Source organism: uncultured Neptuniibacter sp. (assembly GCF_947498015.1).
GTDB lineage: Bacteria > Pseudomonadota > Gammaproteobacteria > Pseudomonadales > Balneatricaceae > Neptuniibacter.
The window spans coordinates 93,479-110,696 of sequence record NZ_CANMIR010000004.1 but is presented as its reverse complement, the minus strand read 5'-3'; the positions used below and the strand labels follow the sequence as shown (position 1 = coordinate 110,696).

Sequence of the window (17,218 nt, the reverse complement as noted above, 5' to 3'; positions counted from 1 at the left end):
ACGGTGTCTTTCACCGTTTTTTTAAAGATGGTTAGTGACGCTTCGTCACTAAAAAACAATAAAATAAATTGCCAAAAGAGCAATCAACCCCTGAACAAAGGGATTCTGGAGCAGGAAAATGAGAGATCGATTTTTCCGATTTGTAATAGATCATCCAGTCTGGGTGATACTGTTATCTGTGCTGTTAGTCGTGGGTGCTGCATCAGGTGCTAAGAACCTGGTCTTTAAGAGCGATTACCGGGTGTTTTTCAGTGAGGAGAACCCTCAACTGACCGCATTTGAATCGATGCAGAAGATATACAGTAAGAGCGACAATGTCGCTTTTATCATCTCCCCTGACGATGGCAATGTCTTTAAACCGACGACGCTTGCAGCCATTCATCAACTGACTGAAGAGTCCTGGCAGGTCCCCTACTCTACTCGGGTTGACTCAATCACCAACTTTCAACATACCTGGTCAGAAGAAGATGACATGATTGTTGAGGATCTGGTGCTGGATCCTTCAACCCTGTCAGATGATCAGATGCCACGTCTGAAAGAGATTGCAGTGAATGAACCGTTGATGCTACATAAACTGATCTCTGAAAAGGGACATGTCACTGTCGTCAACATCACGGTTCAACTACCGGGCGAGAACCCTGTCGTTGAGGTTCCTCAGGTAGTCTCAAAAGTACGTGAGATGAAAGAGAACTTCATGGCGGCCCATCCCGATCTGAACGTCCATCTCTCCGGCATGGTGATGATGAACAACAGTTTTGCGGAATCCTCACTGACCGATAACGCCACGCTGGTACCGATTATGTTTGGGGTGGTCATTCTGGGGATGGTGTTCCTCCTGAAAACAATCAGCGGCACGATTGCAACGGTTGTGGTTATCGCCTTTTCCATTGCGGCAACAATGGGTCTGGCTGGCTGGAGCGGATTTTTCCTCACCGGCCCCTCTGCGAGTACGCCGATTATGGTACTGACTTTAGCGGTCGCAGACTGTGTCCATATTCTGACAACCATGTTCTATGAGATGCGACATGGCGTTAAAAAAGAGCAGGCAATTCAGGACAGCTTACGTATTAATTTCCAGCCAATCTTTCTGACCAGTGCCACTACCGCGATCGGTTTCATGAGCCTCAATTTCTCCGACTCCCCTCCTTTCCGTGATCTTGGCAATATGGTTGCAGTGGGTGTCATGCTGGCGTTTATCTTCTCGATCACAATCTTCCCTGCACTGTTGCGCATCCTCCCACTGAAGGTTAAACAGATCAAAGAGGGTGAGAGTGACACCATGAACAGGATCGCCAGTGTCGTTATCGCCAAACGCCGTATTCTGCTACCGGGTATGGCGCTGATCATGACAGTTATCGCTCTATTGGTTCCGATGAATCAATTGAATGACGATTTTGTAAAATATTTTGATGAGACGGTTCCCTTCAGACAGGCCACTGATTACATGCAGGATAACCTGTCTGGGATGACTTCGATGGAGATCTCCATCGACAGTGAGGAGGCCAGTGGCATCAACGCCCCTGATTTCCTGAAAACAATCGGCGATCTGAGTGAATGGCTTCGTGCCCAACCTGAAACGGATCACGTGAACACTCTGAGTGATACCATCAAACGTCTTAATAAAAATATGCACAGCGATGATTCGACATATTATACGTTACCGTCAGATCGAGAGCTGTCCGCACAGTACCTACTACTCTACGAGATGTCTCTGCCCTACGGATTAGACCTGAATAATCAGCTGAATGTTGATAAGTCCTCCACCCGTGTTGTCGCGACGTTCATGAATATGACCAGCACACAGCAGATTGAGATGGAGAGCCGTATCTACAATTGGTTTGCTGAGAATGCTCCGCAGTATAAAGTTTCTATCGCCAGCCCCAGTCTGATGTTTGCCCACATTGGTCAGCGCAACATTTACAGTATGCTGATGGGAACGACACTCGCGCTGATTCTGATCTCCGTACTTCTGGGATTCGCCTTGAAATCGGTCAAATTTGGTTTCATCAGCCTGATCCCCAACCTGGCTCCGGCAGCTATGGGGTTTGGTGTCTGGTTCCTGATCGATGGACAGATCGGGCTGGCCCTCTCAGTCGTGGCAGGTATGACACTGGGTATCATCGTCGATGATACCGTGCATTTCCTGAGCAAATATCTACATGCACGCAGGGATCGCAATAAAAACAGTCAGGATGCGGTTCGCTATGCATTCGGAAGTGTGGGTCGCGCCCTCTGGATCACCACAATCGTTCTGGTTGCAGGGTTTATGGTACTGGCTCAATCCAGCTTCAAACTCAACGCTGACATGGGACTCCTGACCGGATTAACCATACTGATTGCGCTGATCGTCGACTTCCTGTTCCTGCCTCCACTGCTGATGCTGCTCGACAAAGCATCTGACGAGAAAACAGAGGGCAAACCTCATACAGATAACAATGAGACTACGATCGACACATCTCAAACTATTCCAGAAGGAGAAAACAATGACTCTGTTAAACAACCCGTTTAAGGCCCTATTGATCGTTGGTCTTGTCACTGCTCCAACCATCACGCTGGCGGAAACGCCCGAAGAGAAAGGTCTGCGTATCGCTGAAGAAGCGAAAGCCAGCGACCTGGGCTGGCAGGATATGCAGGCAGAGATGAACATGATCCTGCGCAATAAGCAGGGTCAGGAAAGTGTTCGTGAAATCAGAATGAAATCCCTTGAAGTCGAAAGTGATGGCGATAAAAGCCTCTCGGTTTTTGATAAGCCTCGCGATGTGAAAGGCACCGCTTTTCTTAGCTTCTCCCACCCCGTTGGCGCCGATGACCAGTGGCTCTATCTGCCAGCTCTGAAACGGGTTAAGCGGATCGCATCGCGTAATAAGTCAGGCCCATTTATGGGTTCTGAGTTTGCTTATGAGGATCTCTCCTCTTTTGAGATCGAAAAATATACTTATAAGTTTATCCGGGATGAAGCCTGTGATGGAGGCGAGTGCTATGTGGTAGAACAGTACCCTGTGGACAAGAACTCAGGTTACACACGTCGTGTTGTCTGGCTTGATCAGGAGGAGTATCGCCCATGGAAAATCGCTTTTTACGATCGTAAAAACTCACCTTTAAAAACCCTTACCTATCATGATTACAATGAGTATGAAGGGAAGCACTGGCGTCCGAACCTAATGAAAATGGTTAACCACCAGACGGGTAAAAGTACAGACCTGACGTATGGCTCTTACCAGTTCAAAACAGGGTTATCGGATAAAGACTTCAACAAAAACACCCTGAAACGGGCGCGTTAATATGAGCACTCTTACACTCAAACCCTGGGTGTTTCTGGCGGGGTTGTTTACAGCCTTGCCAGCTCAGGCTGACACCTATTATGAGATGTCGGGTAAGGTCACGGCGGATCTGCGTTACTTTACCCAGGACGCTCAGTTTGAAGGTCAGGACTATGATACGAACCTATCATTCACCGTAGAGCCCGAGTTTTTCTGGGAGTGGAATGATGGTACTGACTCTCTGACATTCACCCCCTTTTTGCGGGTCGATGAACGGGACTCTGAGCGTACCCATGCAGATATTCGAGAGTTGAGTTGGGTTCATATCGGTGATGACTGGGAACTGAGAACCGGCCTGCGGAAAGTGTTCTGGGGCGTAACCGAATTTCAGCACCTGGTTGATGTGATCAATCAGACCGATGCCGTTGAGGACTTCGATGGCGAGGATAAGCTGGGACAGCAGATGATCAACCTTTCTCTGGTTCGGGATTGGGGTATTATCGACCTCTTCCTGCTTCCGGGATTTCGCGAGAGAACCTTTCCCGGCGAAGAGGGACGTCTAAGAGCGGGGGTTGTTGTTGATACCAATCGTGCTGAATTTGAATCAGGTGCAGGGGAAAATCACATCGATACCGCTGTCCGCTGGAGTCATACTCTGGGTGATTTCGATCTGGGCGCGTACTGGTTTCATGGCACCAACCGAGATCCCAAGCTACTGGCCCGAGATATCAACGGACAGACGGTACTGGTTCCTTTCTATGAGCAGATGGATCAGCTCGGCTTTGATCTACAGGCAACGATCGACAGCTGGTTATGGAAGTTTGAAACGATTCACCGGGACACCCGGAGTGAAAATTTCTGGGCTGCTCAGGCAGGGTTAGAGTACACCTTTTATGGTATCCGGGATTCCGCTGCTGATATGGGTGTATTGTTTGAATATGGTTGGGACCAACGTGGGCAAGAGGCAGATGCTGCGATTCAAAATGATATCTTCCTGGGTACACGAGTCACCTTGAATGATGCGGAAAGTACCGAGCTACTCGCCGGGATCAGTCATGACTTGGATTATGATAGCCAGAGCGTGATTATTGAGGCCAGCCGGCGTTTTGGTGACAATTTCAAACTCAGTATCGATGGGCGTTTTTTCAGTACCGATAACCCTGCTGATCTGAGCTACAGCATCCGCAAAGATGACCATCTTCAGCTTACTTTGGAGCGCTATTTCTAGATCAGCGCTTAGGCAGGCTAGTATCAGGAGCAGTTGGCGGATTATTCAGCTGCTGCTCCATCTTCTCAAGTTCAGCAAGCTGCTCCTTCAACTGCTGATATTTCTCTGGATCCCAATAGATCTTTTGGTTTTCCCGATCCAGTTTGTAGCGGGCGTTATATAAAAAGTCCATGCCCAAAAGTCCATCACTTCCCGTTGCCCCTCCTCGGAAATCAAGTACTCCAGCGGTCACATTCGTTGATTTATAGGGGCCAATTTCCACTCGATCAAAGGTGACTTGTTGGGTTTTTACCACACTACCATCCGCGACCATCGCAGCCCCTCCGGGTCGAAGATATGCCCCTAAGGGTTTAATCGAATCTTTATGCACCACCGTATAGGAAGCACCGGTATCCATCACCAACGTCAACTGTCCCGTGCGACTCCCGTAGACCACGGTCACAGGCACCAGAATCTGATTAGCACGCAACTCAAAGGGGGTTATCCATTTTTCCATCGCTTCACGGATACGTGCTTTTTCAACCGAAATTTTCAGCGCTGCACTTTTGGTTTTGCGCTCCACCTGAAGACGATTCAGAGCGGCCCGGTCCAGCTGATCCTTCTCCTCTTCTCGACTGCGGAGCTGATCACGATACTTCGCCGGAACCTGTGAAAGACGATCGACAAAGATCCTGCGGCCAGAGTCATCTTTGTATTCATAGATACGTGCCTGTACCTCTGAAAATGACAGCATGCAGTAAAGCAAAAAGAGTTTAGTAATAATCTGTTTTGTGGGCATGATACTGGCTCTCAACATTCCTTGTAAGTGTAGCTAAAACTAGAGTCAGGCAAAAAATTCACTCAGGCCATTCAGCATAAACAGCAACACAATCGCCATAAACACCAACGCAAAACGCATCACCATACAGCGGGTACAGGTTTTCTTTGCCATCTCAACCACCCGCCAACTTAACCGTAAAACCCTCTTTTTCCAGCATCCCTTTCAACTTTTCCCGATGATCCCCCTGTATCTCGATCACACCGTCCTTTAATGCACCGCCGGTACCGCATACCTTTTTAAGCTTTTTCGCCAATGTTTTCAGCTCACTCTCAGGGAGCGGTACTCCTGTAATCGTGGTAACCCCTTTGCCTTTGCGGCCTGACGTTTCCCGGCGAATTCGGACTACGCCATCCAAACCCTCAAGTCGCTGTTGATCCTCAAGCTCGGAACAGACGCAGGCATCCACCGCTTCACCGCAGCCTGAGCAAAGCTGGCCTTTTTCTGTTGAATACACTAAACCACTTAGCTGATCTTTTAGAGACGCCACAGACCGTTCCTTTCTCTCTCATCAAAAGAGGTATTATAAAAGAGTTTTCCTGCACGCCCTAACTCAATCCGCCAATTTGGCGCGCCAGATAGGTCGCGTAGTTATCGGTCATACCGCTGATGAAATCCAAAGCCCGCATGTATGCTTTATAGAGTGGTAAGCGAGGTGAGGGAGCATGGATCCCCATCAGACTGATAATACGATCGCTGCGGTAACTCAGCCCCTCTCCACATAGACGATTGTTGTCATAAACAGCATGACAGAACGCTTCTAGCAACACACCCAGCGTAGTGTAAGCTCCAACCTCTAGTTCTGTTTTACGGGTGTCGGGAAATACCCGTTCATGGGCCAGTGTTTTTGCTTTGTATAAGCCGTCGCGCACCTCTGGGTCCCCATCTGCCAACAGCTCTCCCTGATAATCACCACGCATTATCGCCGACTGATTTTCCAGATAAGCGCCCACTGCAGAGCCCACCATATGCTCCATCGCTTTACCCCGTAATGCGGATATCTTCCGCCGTGCTGAAGCTTGAGAGGTAAAGATCTCATCATTGAACGAGGTATCACCGCACAGTTGCAGGAGGATTGGCTTGATATCATTAAATGAGAGAATATTCAGCTCAATTGCATCTTCAAGATCCAGAATGGCATAACAGATATCATCAGCAGCCTCCATCAGGAAGGTCAGAGGATGACGGCACCAGCGATTTTCCCCATTAGGTACCAGCCCCAGCTCCCGCCCTAACTTATTCAAGATCTCCAGCTCGGTCTGATAGGCACTAAACTTCCCTTTTGGGCCTGCATATTCAGCACTCCAGGGATATTTAAGCAGCGCTCCTAGAGTTGGGTAGGTCAACCTTAACCCACCATCAAAAAGGTGATTTTCAATCCGTGTCACCACACGAAAACCCTGCGCATTGCCCTCAAACGTCATCAGATCCAGGCGTTCTTCTTCTGACAGATTAGCCAAAAGCTCACTCTCTCCATGTCGCTTAAACCAGTCCCTGATTGCATACTCACCGGCATGACCGAAGGGGGGGTTGCCGATATCATGCGCCAGACATGCCGACTGGACAATCATCCCGATATCATAGGGTGAAGCCCATTCGGGCAGTTGATCGCGAATCTGTTCCCCCACTCGAATTCCCAAACTCCGTCCAAGGCTTCCTACCTCTATCGAGTGGGTCAGACGGGTATGGATATGATCATTCAGGGACATCGGGTGTACTTGAGTTTTGCGCCCCAACCGGCGAAACGCACTGGAAAAGATGATCCGGTCCTGATCTTTGTGAAAATGGCTTCTGCCAATCTCATCCTCGGTCAACTCAGCATGACCATACCGCTTGGTTGTCAGTAACCGCTTCCACTGCATCTGCATCAATCATCTCCAGATCATATAAAGGCTAAAGAACCTGATATTGCTGTCGGCTAAACGTTCAATTTCTAGAGTGGAATAACACCCCTATTACCCTATAGAATGGCGCACCCACAACCCACCTGTACAGAGCGATGGCTATTTCGGGCAAAGAGATCAACCGCAGTTATGACGAGTTTGGCCCAATCCGGATCTTCGATGATGGCAATAAGCGCTATCTGTCATTTGGTGAGCATGACGAACAGAGTTGCTGGTTAAAAAGCGGACCATTGATTCCTCAACATGACTACACCCGTGCCATGCTGCAAGTTTTACTCTTCATGGAACCTAAACGCTGTCTTACATTGGGGCTCGGATCAGGGAGCTTGAACAGTTGCATGCACCACCACCTTCCTGAACTCAAGCAGCAGGTCGTGGAACTTCGCCCCGGCGTGGTGGACGCTGCTTATAAATACTTTCAGTTACCCCGGGGGAACCGTCTAAAGGTGGAAATAGGGGATGCTTTTGAATTTTTGCAGAAGCCACAGCCACGCAAACTGGATCTGATTCTGAGTGATATTTACAGTGCAGAAGGTCTGGACGAGCAACAGCTTTTACCCGAATTCCTTTCCCGAACTCGGGAGATTCTGAAATCTGACGGCTGGTTGGTACTCAACTGCTGGCGTGAACATCAAACGGGGGATGCCCTCCAACATTTGAAATCACTCTATGCCGATGTCTGGAGCTGCACAACCAACTCAGGTAACTGGGTACTCCTGGCCAGTAGATCCTCAAATCATCGCTCGGGGAAATACCTCAAAAACCGTGCTCGCGAATTGGGCCAGAAAATGGGGTTTTCCTTCTCAGCTTCCCTCAACCGTCTCAAGTATCATTCAGATAGTTAGGCTTCAAGCATCAACTGATTGACTTCGGTAGCGACCGTTTTAAGCGCTGCCTTAATTCGCTCATCCGGCTTCTTGGCAAAATTCAGACGTACGAAATTTCTATACTTACCTGAAGCTGAAAAGATCACCCCTGGAGCGATACTGATTTTGTTATCCTCCAGCCGCTTGTTCAGTTTGACACTATCAACCGTCACAGGCAGCTCTACCCAGAGCAGATACCCTCCTTCGGGATAGCTGATGCGCGTTCCCTCTGGAAAATAACGTTTAATCAGATCGATCATCATATCCCTCGCAAGCTGGTACTGTGACCGCATCCGGCGCATATGGCGCTCATAAAACCCCTGCTCTATAAACTCTGCCACTGCCTCCTGCTGTATGGGTGGACTGCTGACGGTCGAAACAAACTTCTTATGTAACACACGCTCGGTACACTGCCCGGGAGCCACCCACCCCAGCCGGAGCCCATACGCCAGAGTCTTTGAGAACGAGGAACACAATAATACACGCCCCTCCTCATCAAACGCTTTGATCGTTTTGGGGCGGGGCGCTTTGTAGAACAGATCACCATAGATATCATCTTCGATGATCGGCACATCATACTGCTGTGCGAGTCTGAGCAACGCCTTACGCCGCTCCTCCGGCATGGTATATCCCAATGGGTTATTACAGGTAGGCGTCACCTGAATAGCAGTAATAGGCCACTGGTCCAGCGCCATCTCCAGCGCCTCCAGGCTGATACCCGTTTCTGGATGTGTCGGTATCTCAAGCGCTTTTAACCCCAACGCTTTAATCGCCTGAGTTGATCCATAAAAACTGGGTGAATCTGTTGCAATGATATCTCCCGGACTACTGATCGCGCGTAGACTGCATACCAATGCTTCCTGACAACCACTGGTGATGATGATCTCATCCGGATGGAGCTTACAGCCCGAATCGACAGCCAAACGCGCAATCTGTTTACGTAACCGCTCAGAGCCATGAATATCACTGTAATTGAGAAAACTATCGTGAGCGAGCGCTCCCATATGGCTCATCGACTTTATCAAGGGTTTCAGGGTCGGGGTATCCGTATCAGGCATCGCCGTACCTAATGCAATATGGCCGTTGCCCTTCGCGTTGTTTAACAAATGATAAACCTGATCCCAGTGGGAGACCTCCAGTGGGCGCTGCGCAGGTCGGCTTACTTCAGGCAACTCAGGCATCTCCCCCCGAGTCTGCACGTAGTAACCGGATTTGGGTCGCACCTCAGCAAAGCCGCTCTCTTCCAGACGCAGATACGCTTCCTGTACGGTCGAGATACTGACGCCCCTCTCCTGACTCAGCGCACGTATGGATGGTAGTTTGCTACCCACTGGGTAGTAACCCTGCTCAATTTTGCTGGACAGTTCATCAAATAGCTTTTCGTACAGTTTCATTTTTTCTCACCGCAACAGACAGATAAAACAGGACAGATTCACAGAATAAATGGAGCACAGTTAACACCAGCTCACACTGTATGCAAAAATAATATTTATTTTGAATCTGTATTGCAAATGATCGCCAAACTAAAATTTAACTAAAGATTGAGCAAGTAACTGTACTGATGGGAGCACAACCTAACCCAGTACAAAATCGGAGAGAGGATATGAACTCTATAAGGAATATAGCAGCCTTAATGCTGACCGGTTTACTTCTGCAAGGGTGTGATAGCAGCTATCACCCTTACAACGGTGATTCAGGCTTTAAATTTACACCTTTAGCAACTGACCAGTTTGAGATCATTTATGTTGGCAACCCTGAGAGCAAACAATCTGACGTGGAACAACAGTGGCACCATACTGCCCGAGAGTTATGTAGAGGTGGCAGCTACCACTCTGAGATGATGCAGGGCGGTGTTGAGAGCACGCACCTGATTTGGGGTGGCGAACTTATTCCAAAGGAAGATCAACGTTACCGGGTAGCAGGACAGATCAGATGCCTCGCGCCAAACATCGCTGACAAACAGCATGGCACCGCACAGAGGTTAACGGGAATAAACCTTCCCACCGATCAATTTGTAAGCGGGCGTACCTCTGATTAAGGTATCCCGGGCAAAGCGGTTTCCGCACTCGGGGCAGAGACAGGGAGCCTGAGTGAAATCTTCACTGATTCTCTCTTTGAAGCATTTCACCAGCGCTCCCTTGCCGCCTTTTCGATATCGATATAACTGCGCTTTACAGTGAGCACAATAGATATCTACGGTGGTCACAGGGCCTTTCTTATTTGGTTTAGCCATTCTGACCCGTTAACCCTGCCACCATTACACACCTCTCCAACGCAGCTGCAACCTAACTGGCTCAGACTTTAAATTGATTAACTAGGCGCTCTAACTCTACAGACATATCAGCTTGACTGGATGCCTGTGCAGAGATCTGTTGCGAACCCGTAGCGATCTCTTCTGAGCTCACATCAATCTGAGCAACACTACGGCTCACATCAGTGATCACGGCTACCTGTTCCTCTGCCGCTGTCGCTATCTGAGTAGACATCTGAGAGATATCACTCACAGATGTATTAATCTCCTCAAGCGCTGATTGCATTTTTTCACTGCTACTCAAGGTTTCATCCATTCTGATCTTACTGGCAGCAACCATATTATCAGCTTGCGCCACCTCGGCCTGGAGCTGTTTGATAATTGTATCGATCTCAGTAGTTGAAGCCTGAGTTCTCTGAGCCAGTGTTCTGACCTCATCCGCAACAACAGAAAAGCCACGACCATGATCGCCGGCACGTGCTGCCTCGATTGCGGCATTGAGTGCGAGCAGGTTGGTCTGCTCAGATACATCATTTATCACATTCACTACATTAGAAATGTTTGCACTACTGATATTCAAGCGGTTGATCAGATCATTCAACTGACCCACATCCTCAGAAAGGTTATGCACCGTTTCAATAGACCCACGCATTACGGTAACCCCGTCAGAGGCGAGTTCATAAGCCGCCTGCGCAGAGCCTGCAGCTGCGGTTGTCGAATTTGCGACCTCCTGAACAGCTGAGGACATCTCTTCGATAGCAGAAGCCAGCATCGATGTTTCCTGTTGTTGGCTGGATAGATTGGTAGAGTTTTCCTCAATGGTTGCCGCTGTCTGGCTGGAGCCCTCCGATAGCTGAACAGACGTCGTGCGAATCTGCCCAACAGCAGTAGCAAAGGTTTCCAATGTAGTATTGAGATTTTCGGCTACCTGGCCCAACTCATCCTCTGACAAGACATCAGCCCTAACAGCTAGATCACCGTTTTCACGTACTGTTTTCATCGTTTCAGATAACGACTGAACCTGAGCCGAGATCAGTTTTGACATCCAGAACGCCAGAATAATAACCACCGAGATAACGGCAATGGCTATGATTGACTCAATCAAAAGAGTCATCTTGGCTATTGAGTTGAGCTCTACCACTCGCTGAATAAGACTGTCAGCCAAAGTGTTCTCAATCTTTTTAAGTTGGTTTATTCGCGCTGTTGACTGCCCAAACCATTCAGTGCTTTCAACATTAAATCCCCCCATGGAGGAGCGTTCTTTGGCAATAGCCCGATACTCTTTTACTTTGTTAACCGCACCGACAGATAGCGCATTATTATAAAACTCAACATGCTCCTTGCTTGCGGTGGCCAAAAACTGGCTGCTAAAGGCTTCCTGTTGGCTTACCAGCTGCAAAAAGCGCTCATATAAGCCAGAAGCAAAATAGTCCGCGGCAAAAACATTACTCAGAACTGCTCGTTCAATACCTGCGCGCTCCTTACTTTGCAGCAGGGCATAAAATCCCCCAGTTTGGCGACTAATTTCTGAATCAGAACTCAACTTTGCTACCGTTGACGCACTTGAGAGTAAAGTTTTATTCAAGCCTGTATAAAAAGAGATCGCCTCTTTAGGTGAGATATCCAGACGATCAACCCGGGAACGAACAGTATCTTTCTGCGATAACTGACTCTTAACCTTATTTATAATTTCATTAATCTCGCGATCTTCAATCGTGACACTTGTTAAATAGTCACCCCAAGCCCGTTGTGCTTCATCTGTTAAAGAGCGCTGCCCAGAGAGTTCACTGCTAAACTTGGATCCTTTAGAACCAATAAAACCTGCTGTAGCACCACGCTCTTTCTGTAATTCATGTACCAGAGCACTGCTCTTTGTGACAAACCCGACAAGCCGCTCTAAAGTATCTGTCTCAGATTTTAATTTTACGTTAGCCACTATGGTCATTCCGACAAGAATAACAAACGCTAACAGAGGGAGGCTCACCAATAAAATAAGCTTATTTTTAAACTTCATGTTTTTCATGTTATCACCCTGAAACTATCAATCTTGCCACTGTTCTTTAATTGGAATGACTTGATCTATTGAACTCATAAATGCTTCAACCAGTTCAGGTTCGAAATGCTTCCCGGACTGATCAACCAGAAGCTCGATCGCCTTCTCAACGCTCCAGGCATCCTTATAAGGACGCTTGGAAGTCAGTGCATCAAAGACATCAGCTATGGCTACAATTCTCCCCTCTACAGGAATTACCTCCCCTTTCAATCCCTGAGGGTAACCGGATCCATCCCATTTTTCGTGGTGGCTAAGGGCGATGCTCTTTGCCATTCTTAATAGTTTGCTTTCAGCAACCAGATCAATTTGTGAAGCGATAATCTGGGCACCGATTTCAGGATGTTTTCTCATCACCTCCCATTCACCGGCATCCAGTGCTCCCGGCTTTCGCAAGATTGAATCTGGAATGCCAATCTTTCCAATATCATGCATCGGAGCAGCATGCATCAGGAGGTCTGCTGCTGTTTTATCCCAACCAATTGTCCGCGCCAGAATACGAGAGTATTGACTCATCCTGATAACATGTTTACCCGTCTCATTGTCTTTATATTCAGCAGCTCGACCTAACATACGTACCGCCGCCAGCTGTGACAGTTCAAGCTCCTGAGTTCGCTCCTGCACCAGATTCTCAAGCTCTTTGCGTCGATCATATAAAGCCAGTTGCGTTTTAACCCGCGCCCTAACTAAAACCGGACTGAAAGGCTTACTGATATAATCAACCGCCCCCACGGCAAAACCTTTCTCCTCATTCTCCTCATTAGAGAGAGCTGTCACTAAGATCACGGGAACACTGGTCAACCGGGGATTAGCTTTGAGGCGTTTGCATGCTTCGATACCATCCATTTCAGGCATCATTACATCAAGTAAAATCAGATCTGGATTACATCTCTCTGCACGGCTGATCGCTTCCAAACCGTTACGTGCAAAGAAGAGATTATAGTCGCTACCCAATACCTGCCTTAAAAGGGATAGATTGACCGGCTCATCGTCAACAATAAGAATATTGAACGCCATATCGTTTATTCAACCACCGTTTCTATGCTGTCGATAAGCTCTCTGACTGCATCTGCCGCTGCTTCGAAATCAAATGTATCGAGCGACTCTTTCAAACGCGCCAGTTCAGCTGAACTCAACTGCTGGTTCAGGGTCATTAAGGTTTCCGGTCTCGCCTGACCATTACTGATTTCGAACTCCATCTCTTTCAATACAACAAGAATTGCCTGCGGATCTTTAATGTCGACCCGAGTCTCTACTTCATCGTCTGCGCAGAGAACCCCCTGCACCAGCACAGAGCCTAATGCATGGGCTGCGTCAAAGAGCTGAGCAACAAGAGCATGTAGCTTTGTAGGATCGACATCATCCAAAGCTACTGCCAGTTCCACCTGTTTGCTCAGTTCTGTCACTTTTAACAATTTAAGATTTGATGCCGCACCTTTTAAGGTGTGAGCGACATGCTTTATTTGAGGGATATCGTTGTTAGAAACAGCCTCTTTCAAACCCTCTAATTCTGACTCTAGATTATTAGAAAATTTGAGCAATGCATTGTGATAGACATCCTCAGCTCCCTGCCAAATACTCAAGCCAGCATCAAAATCAACATCTGCTAGTTCCGGTGACAGATTTGTCGATGGCACGGTACTCTTGTGGGTATCGATGACTTCAGCAATCGTCTCAAAGAGTTCATCAAAGTTTATCGGCTTACCAACAAACCCATTCATACCACTCTCGTAACATCGTTGACGATCTTGCTGCATCACACTCGCTGTCAAAGCGACCACTGGCGTTGCACTAATGTTGCTTTCCCTTTCATACTGGCGTATTGCTTTAGTTGCGTCATAACCATCCAGATGTGGCATATGGCCATCCATTAGCACCAGATCATAATCCCCAGCTTTTACCGCTTCGACCGCCTGTATCCCGTCCTCAACAACTGTGACTGTATGGCCTTTCCCCTCCAGACGTATTTTTACCAACTCCTGATTAGTCAGTTGATCTTCGGCAACAAGAATATTTAGCTGGTCATGGGAGGAATCATCTGGCTGCTCAGCACTATCGTGGGTTGTAACGGCATCAATATCTGGATTTACAGGGCGAAGAGGTAGTTCAAAGCTGAAAATGGAGCCTTTCCCTTGTGTGCTTTCCACGTAAATATCCCCACCCATCAACTCAACAAGCTGCTTACTGATGGTGGTGCCTAAGCCACTTCCTCCATATCGGCGACTGATACCATCGTCCGCCTGAGTAAAACTTTCGAAGATCTGGTCGAGACGATCTGCCGCTATGCCAATACCACTGTCAGCAACCTCAAAGCGAATTCGATTTGGAGAGACTGGCAGGACACTGATCTTAATAAAGCCCTGGGAGGTAAATTTAACCGCATTACCCACTAGATTGATTAGGACCTGCCGGATACGCATCGAATCCCCATTAAACCAATCAGCCAAATTAGGCGAACATTCAACCGAGAACTCCAGGCCCTTATTTTCAGCAGAAAACCTCAGGGCATTGAGTGATTCTGATAAAAGTGAAGGGAGACTGAAATCGATCCGACTCAACGTCATACGCCCATCTTCAAGTTTAGCCAGGTCTAATACCTCATTAAGAATACTCAACAAGGATTTAGCTGAATCCAAAGCAATTTTAAGATGCTTACGTTGGTCATCATTTAAGTCAGTTTCCAGTACAACCTCTGTCATACCAATAACACCGTTCATTGGTGTTCTGAGTTCATGGCTCATATTCGCCAAAAACGATGACTTAATCTGACTAACACGCTCTGCAGTCTCTTTAGCGATGCGCAAACTCTCTTCAAAAGCCTTACGCTCACTAATATCGTTCACCATACCGACAAAGAAGTGCTCATCACCGCTTTTAACTTCACTGACCGACAATGAAATTGGAAATATCTCACCATTACGACGTAACGCTTCCACTTCACGGATAGAGCCAATGACAAATGGTTTACCCTGCTGCTGGTAACGCATTAAATAGTTATCATGTTCCGAGCTATAGGGCTCCGGCATCAATGTCGCGATGTTTTTGCCAATCAACTCCTCTGGCTGATATCCAAACATCTGTTCTGCAGCTTTATTCAAACTGCCAATGCGCCCTCTGCGATCAATAGTGATAATCGCATTAACCGCCATATCAACAATTGCACGTGTTCTCGCTTCACTGACTTCAAGTTCACGAGTACGTTCTTGTACCTTTGATTCTAAGGAAGCTTGATATGAGAGGATGGCCGACTGAAGCTGCTTTTGCTCAGAAACATCATTAAAGATGATTGAATTTCCGATAAAACTACCCGTTTCTGTCTCATAGATTGGGGCTGACAGTACATCATAAGTACTTGCGCTTTCATCGGAGTCATACTTGATCTCACCACTCCAAACCGACTGGATGTCAAAATACTGCTGTAACTGTCCCAATTCCTCTGAATTAAAAGAAAGCTCATTTAAATGTTTAGGTACTGCTCCCTTACCTATAAGCATATCGTTAAGATAACTTTTATTCGCAAACTCTACATTTCCTTCAGGGTCCGCGATCAATATACCCAAGGGGCTACTATCGATAGCATAAGCATATTTTTGTGACCTTTCAGCCTCCTCCTTCAAATCACGAACTGCTTTTAAAAGAAGAGCCGCAAGCCAACCAACAATTACAACAAACAGAACAAGAACTATAAAAAATTCAGCAATAAGGATATAGAGTTTTTTATCAATGGAGTAAGAAAGAGAATTTATATGGTTAATACTTATTTCATCACTAGCTTTTTGTGAAACTTGTTTTGCGGAATCAATTAATTGAGTTGCTAAACTCCACCATTTAGAAACATCCTCCCCTTTGAAATTAGAAGATATAAGCTTAGCTCTATACCCCTTATATTCCCCATTATATAAATCAAGGAATTTATCAATATCATTTTTAATACTAACTGGAATATTTTTTATTAACTTTACATCTTCAATCTTCTGCCTGTATAGATCATATCTACTTTCGTAAAACTCCAGATCCGATTGGCTAACAAACAGATCACGGGAGTAGAAAACATCATCCGAAATATTGATGTTAGAACTAATATAAGCGCGCTCTAAACCTGCGTAATGAATAAAATATGAAACATCGCGCTGCAATGCCAAAAAGAACTCTATCCAGCCTTGATCACCTTCAGGTTCTAATACAAAGCTCACAAGGTCTATCTCGCTTTCTATTAATGCGTTGTTGTAATCCATCCACTCAGAAGCAGTAAACATCCCTCCCAACACATCGCCATTGGAAACCGTCTGAATCTTATTTTTAATCTGAGCTAAAGGCTTTTGCAGTTGACTACCTTGACTATAATGCGAGAGTTCGTTGACGGCAGTAATCAGATCCAGTCGTTTTTTTTCCAGCAGCTTTAAAATAGGCTCTGCATGTGTTTCTTCAGAAAGAACCCTCAATCCAATACCACGAAATTCAGCATTGAGCTGTATAACTGTCAACAAACCGGTCGCAATGATCTCATCTTGAATATGACCATGAACCTTTCCACTCTGCAGCTTGTAGTTGTAAATACTGTGAAAGAAAGAGAATAGCATTATAAAAAGAAGGGTTATTACAAGACTTCCGACTTTCCACTTAAAGGATTTCTCGCTAAATCTGAGGGTTTCTTTGTTTGAGTTCAAAATGAATATCCACCAACACTATAATTTACATTAGTTTCAAACAAGACTACTGCCTCACAACCCTCAATGGGCCAGACATAGAATAAACTATAATACAGATATCTGAAGCTACAAGTTTTCAGCGATGTTTATCTTATTCATCTGATCCATCAATTAGCGGATAGATTATTTGACG

At 46.7% G+C, this 17,218-nt stretch carries 12 protein-coding genes; 5 read left to right on the top strand and 7 right to left on the bottom strand.

The features are described from left to right. The first annotated feature begins 118 nt into the window (after positions 1–118). The 3 genes from Q0882_RS06520 to Q0882_RS06510 are packed head-to-tail and all read left to right on the top strand — an operon-like array spanning position 119 to position 4,488. Entirely contained in the window at positions 119–2,509 is a 2,391-nt protein-coding gene (locus tag Q0882_RS06520) for an MMPL family transporter (RefSeq protein WP_299179253.1), read from the top strand. Next, positions 2,484–3,281, top strand: a complete 798-nt coding sequence (locus tag Q0882_RS06515; protein WP_299179252.1) for an outer membrane lipoprotein-sorting protein — start codon at positions 2,484–2,486, stop codon at positions 3,279–3,281. The genes Q0882_RS06520 and Q0882_RS06515 overlap by 26 nt, the downstream gene beginning before the upstream one ends. A gap of 1 nt (position 3,282) precedes the next feature. After that, positions 3,283–4,488, top strand: a complete 1,206-nt coding sequence (locus tag Q0882_RS06510) for a hypothetical protein (RefSeq protein ID WP_299179251.1) — start codon at positions 3,283–3,285, stop codon at positions 4,486–4,488. Position 4,489: 1 nt separating this feature from the next. Here the strand turns inward: Q0882_RS06510 and Q0882_RS06505 are convergent, their stop codons facing one another. The 3 genes from Q0882_RS06505 to Q0882_RS06495 all read right to left on the bottom strand — a co-directional run bounded on the left by Q0882_RS06505 (position 4,490) and on the right by Q0882_RS06495 (position 7,173). Continuing rightward, on the bottom strand, positions 4,490–5,266 hold the full coding sequence (locus tag Q0882_RS06505) for a retropepsin-like aspartic protease (RefSeq protein ID WP_299179250.1): 777 nt from the start codon (positions 5,264–5,266) through the stop codon (positions 4,490–4,492). A gap of 154 nt (positions 5,267–5,420) precedes the next feature. Beyond that, on the bottom strand, positions 5,421–5,795 hold the full coding sequence (locus Q0882_RS06500; RefSeq protein WP_299179249.1) for a translation initiation factor Sui1: 375 nt from the start codon (positions 5,793–5,795) through the stop codon (positions 5,421–5,423). Positions 5,796–5,853: 58 nt separating this feature from the next. Further along, a complete protein-coding gene (locus Q0882_RS06495; RefSeq protein ID WP_299179248.1) occupies positions 5,854–7,173 on the bottom strand; it encodes a deoxyguanosinetriphosphate triphosphohydrolase in 1,320 nt (439 codons plus the stop codon). Positions 7,174–7,304: 131 nt separating this feature from the next. On the opposite strand from Q0882_RS06495, the gene Q0882_RS06490 reads away from it, so the two are divergent. Continuing rightward, positions 7,305–8,054 (top strand): spermidine synthase, encoded by a 750-nt coding sequence (locus Q0882_RS06490; protein ID WP_299179247.1) that lies wholly within the window; start codon positions 7,305–7,307, stop codon positions 8,052–8,054. On the opposite strand, the gene Q0882_RS06485 is transcribed toward Q0882_RS06490, so the two are convergent. Continuing rightward, positions 8,051–9,469 (bottom strand): PLP-dependent aminotransferase family protein, encoded by a 1,419-nt coding sequence (locus tag Q0882_RS06485; RefSeq protein ID WP_299179246.1) that lies wholly within the window; start codon positions 9,467–9,469, stop codon positions 8,051–8,053. The genes Q0882_RS06490 and Q0882_RS06485 overlap by 4 nt on opposite strands. Before the next feature lie 209 nt (positions 9,470–9,678). Between Q0882_RS06485 and Q0882_RS06480 the strand changes: the two genes are divergently transcribed. After that, positions 9,679–10,113: a hypothetical protein gene (locus tag Q0882_RS06480; protein ID WP_299179245.1), complete on the top strand. Its 435-nt coding sequence runs from the start codon at positions 9,679–9,681 to the stop codon at positions 10,111–10,113. Positions 10,114–10,369: 256 nt separating this feature from the next. Here Q0882_RS06480 and Q0882_RS06475 read toward each other — a convergent pair whose 3' ends face one another. From Q0882_RS06475 to Q0882_RS06465, 3 genes are read right to left on the bottom strand one after another with little or no spacing between them, the layout of a single operon-like run. Further along, positions 10,370–12,349: a methyl-accepting chemotaxis protein gene (locus Q0882_RS06475; RefSeq protein ID WP_299179244.1), complete on the bottom strand. Its 1,980-nt coding sequence runs from the start codon at positions 12,347–12,349 to the stop codon at positions 10,370–10,372. An 18-nt stretch (positions 12,350–12,367) separates the two neighbouring features. Next, a complete protein-coding gene (locus Q0882_RS06470; RefSeq protein ID WP_299179243.1) occupies positions 12,368–13,393 on the bottom strand; it encodes a two-component system response regulator in 1,026 nt (341 codons plus the stop codon). 5 nt (positions 13,394–13,398) lie between these two features. Further along, positions 13,399–16,956: a PAS domain S-box protein gene (locus tag Q0882_RS06465; protein WP_299179242.1), complete on the bottom strand. Its 3,558-nt coding sequence runs from the start codon at positions 16,954–16,956 to the stop codon at positions 13,399–13,401. Positions 16,957–17,218: the final 262 nt, after the last annotated feature.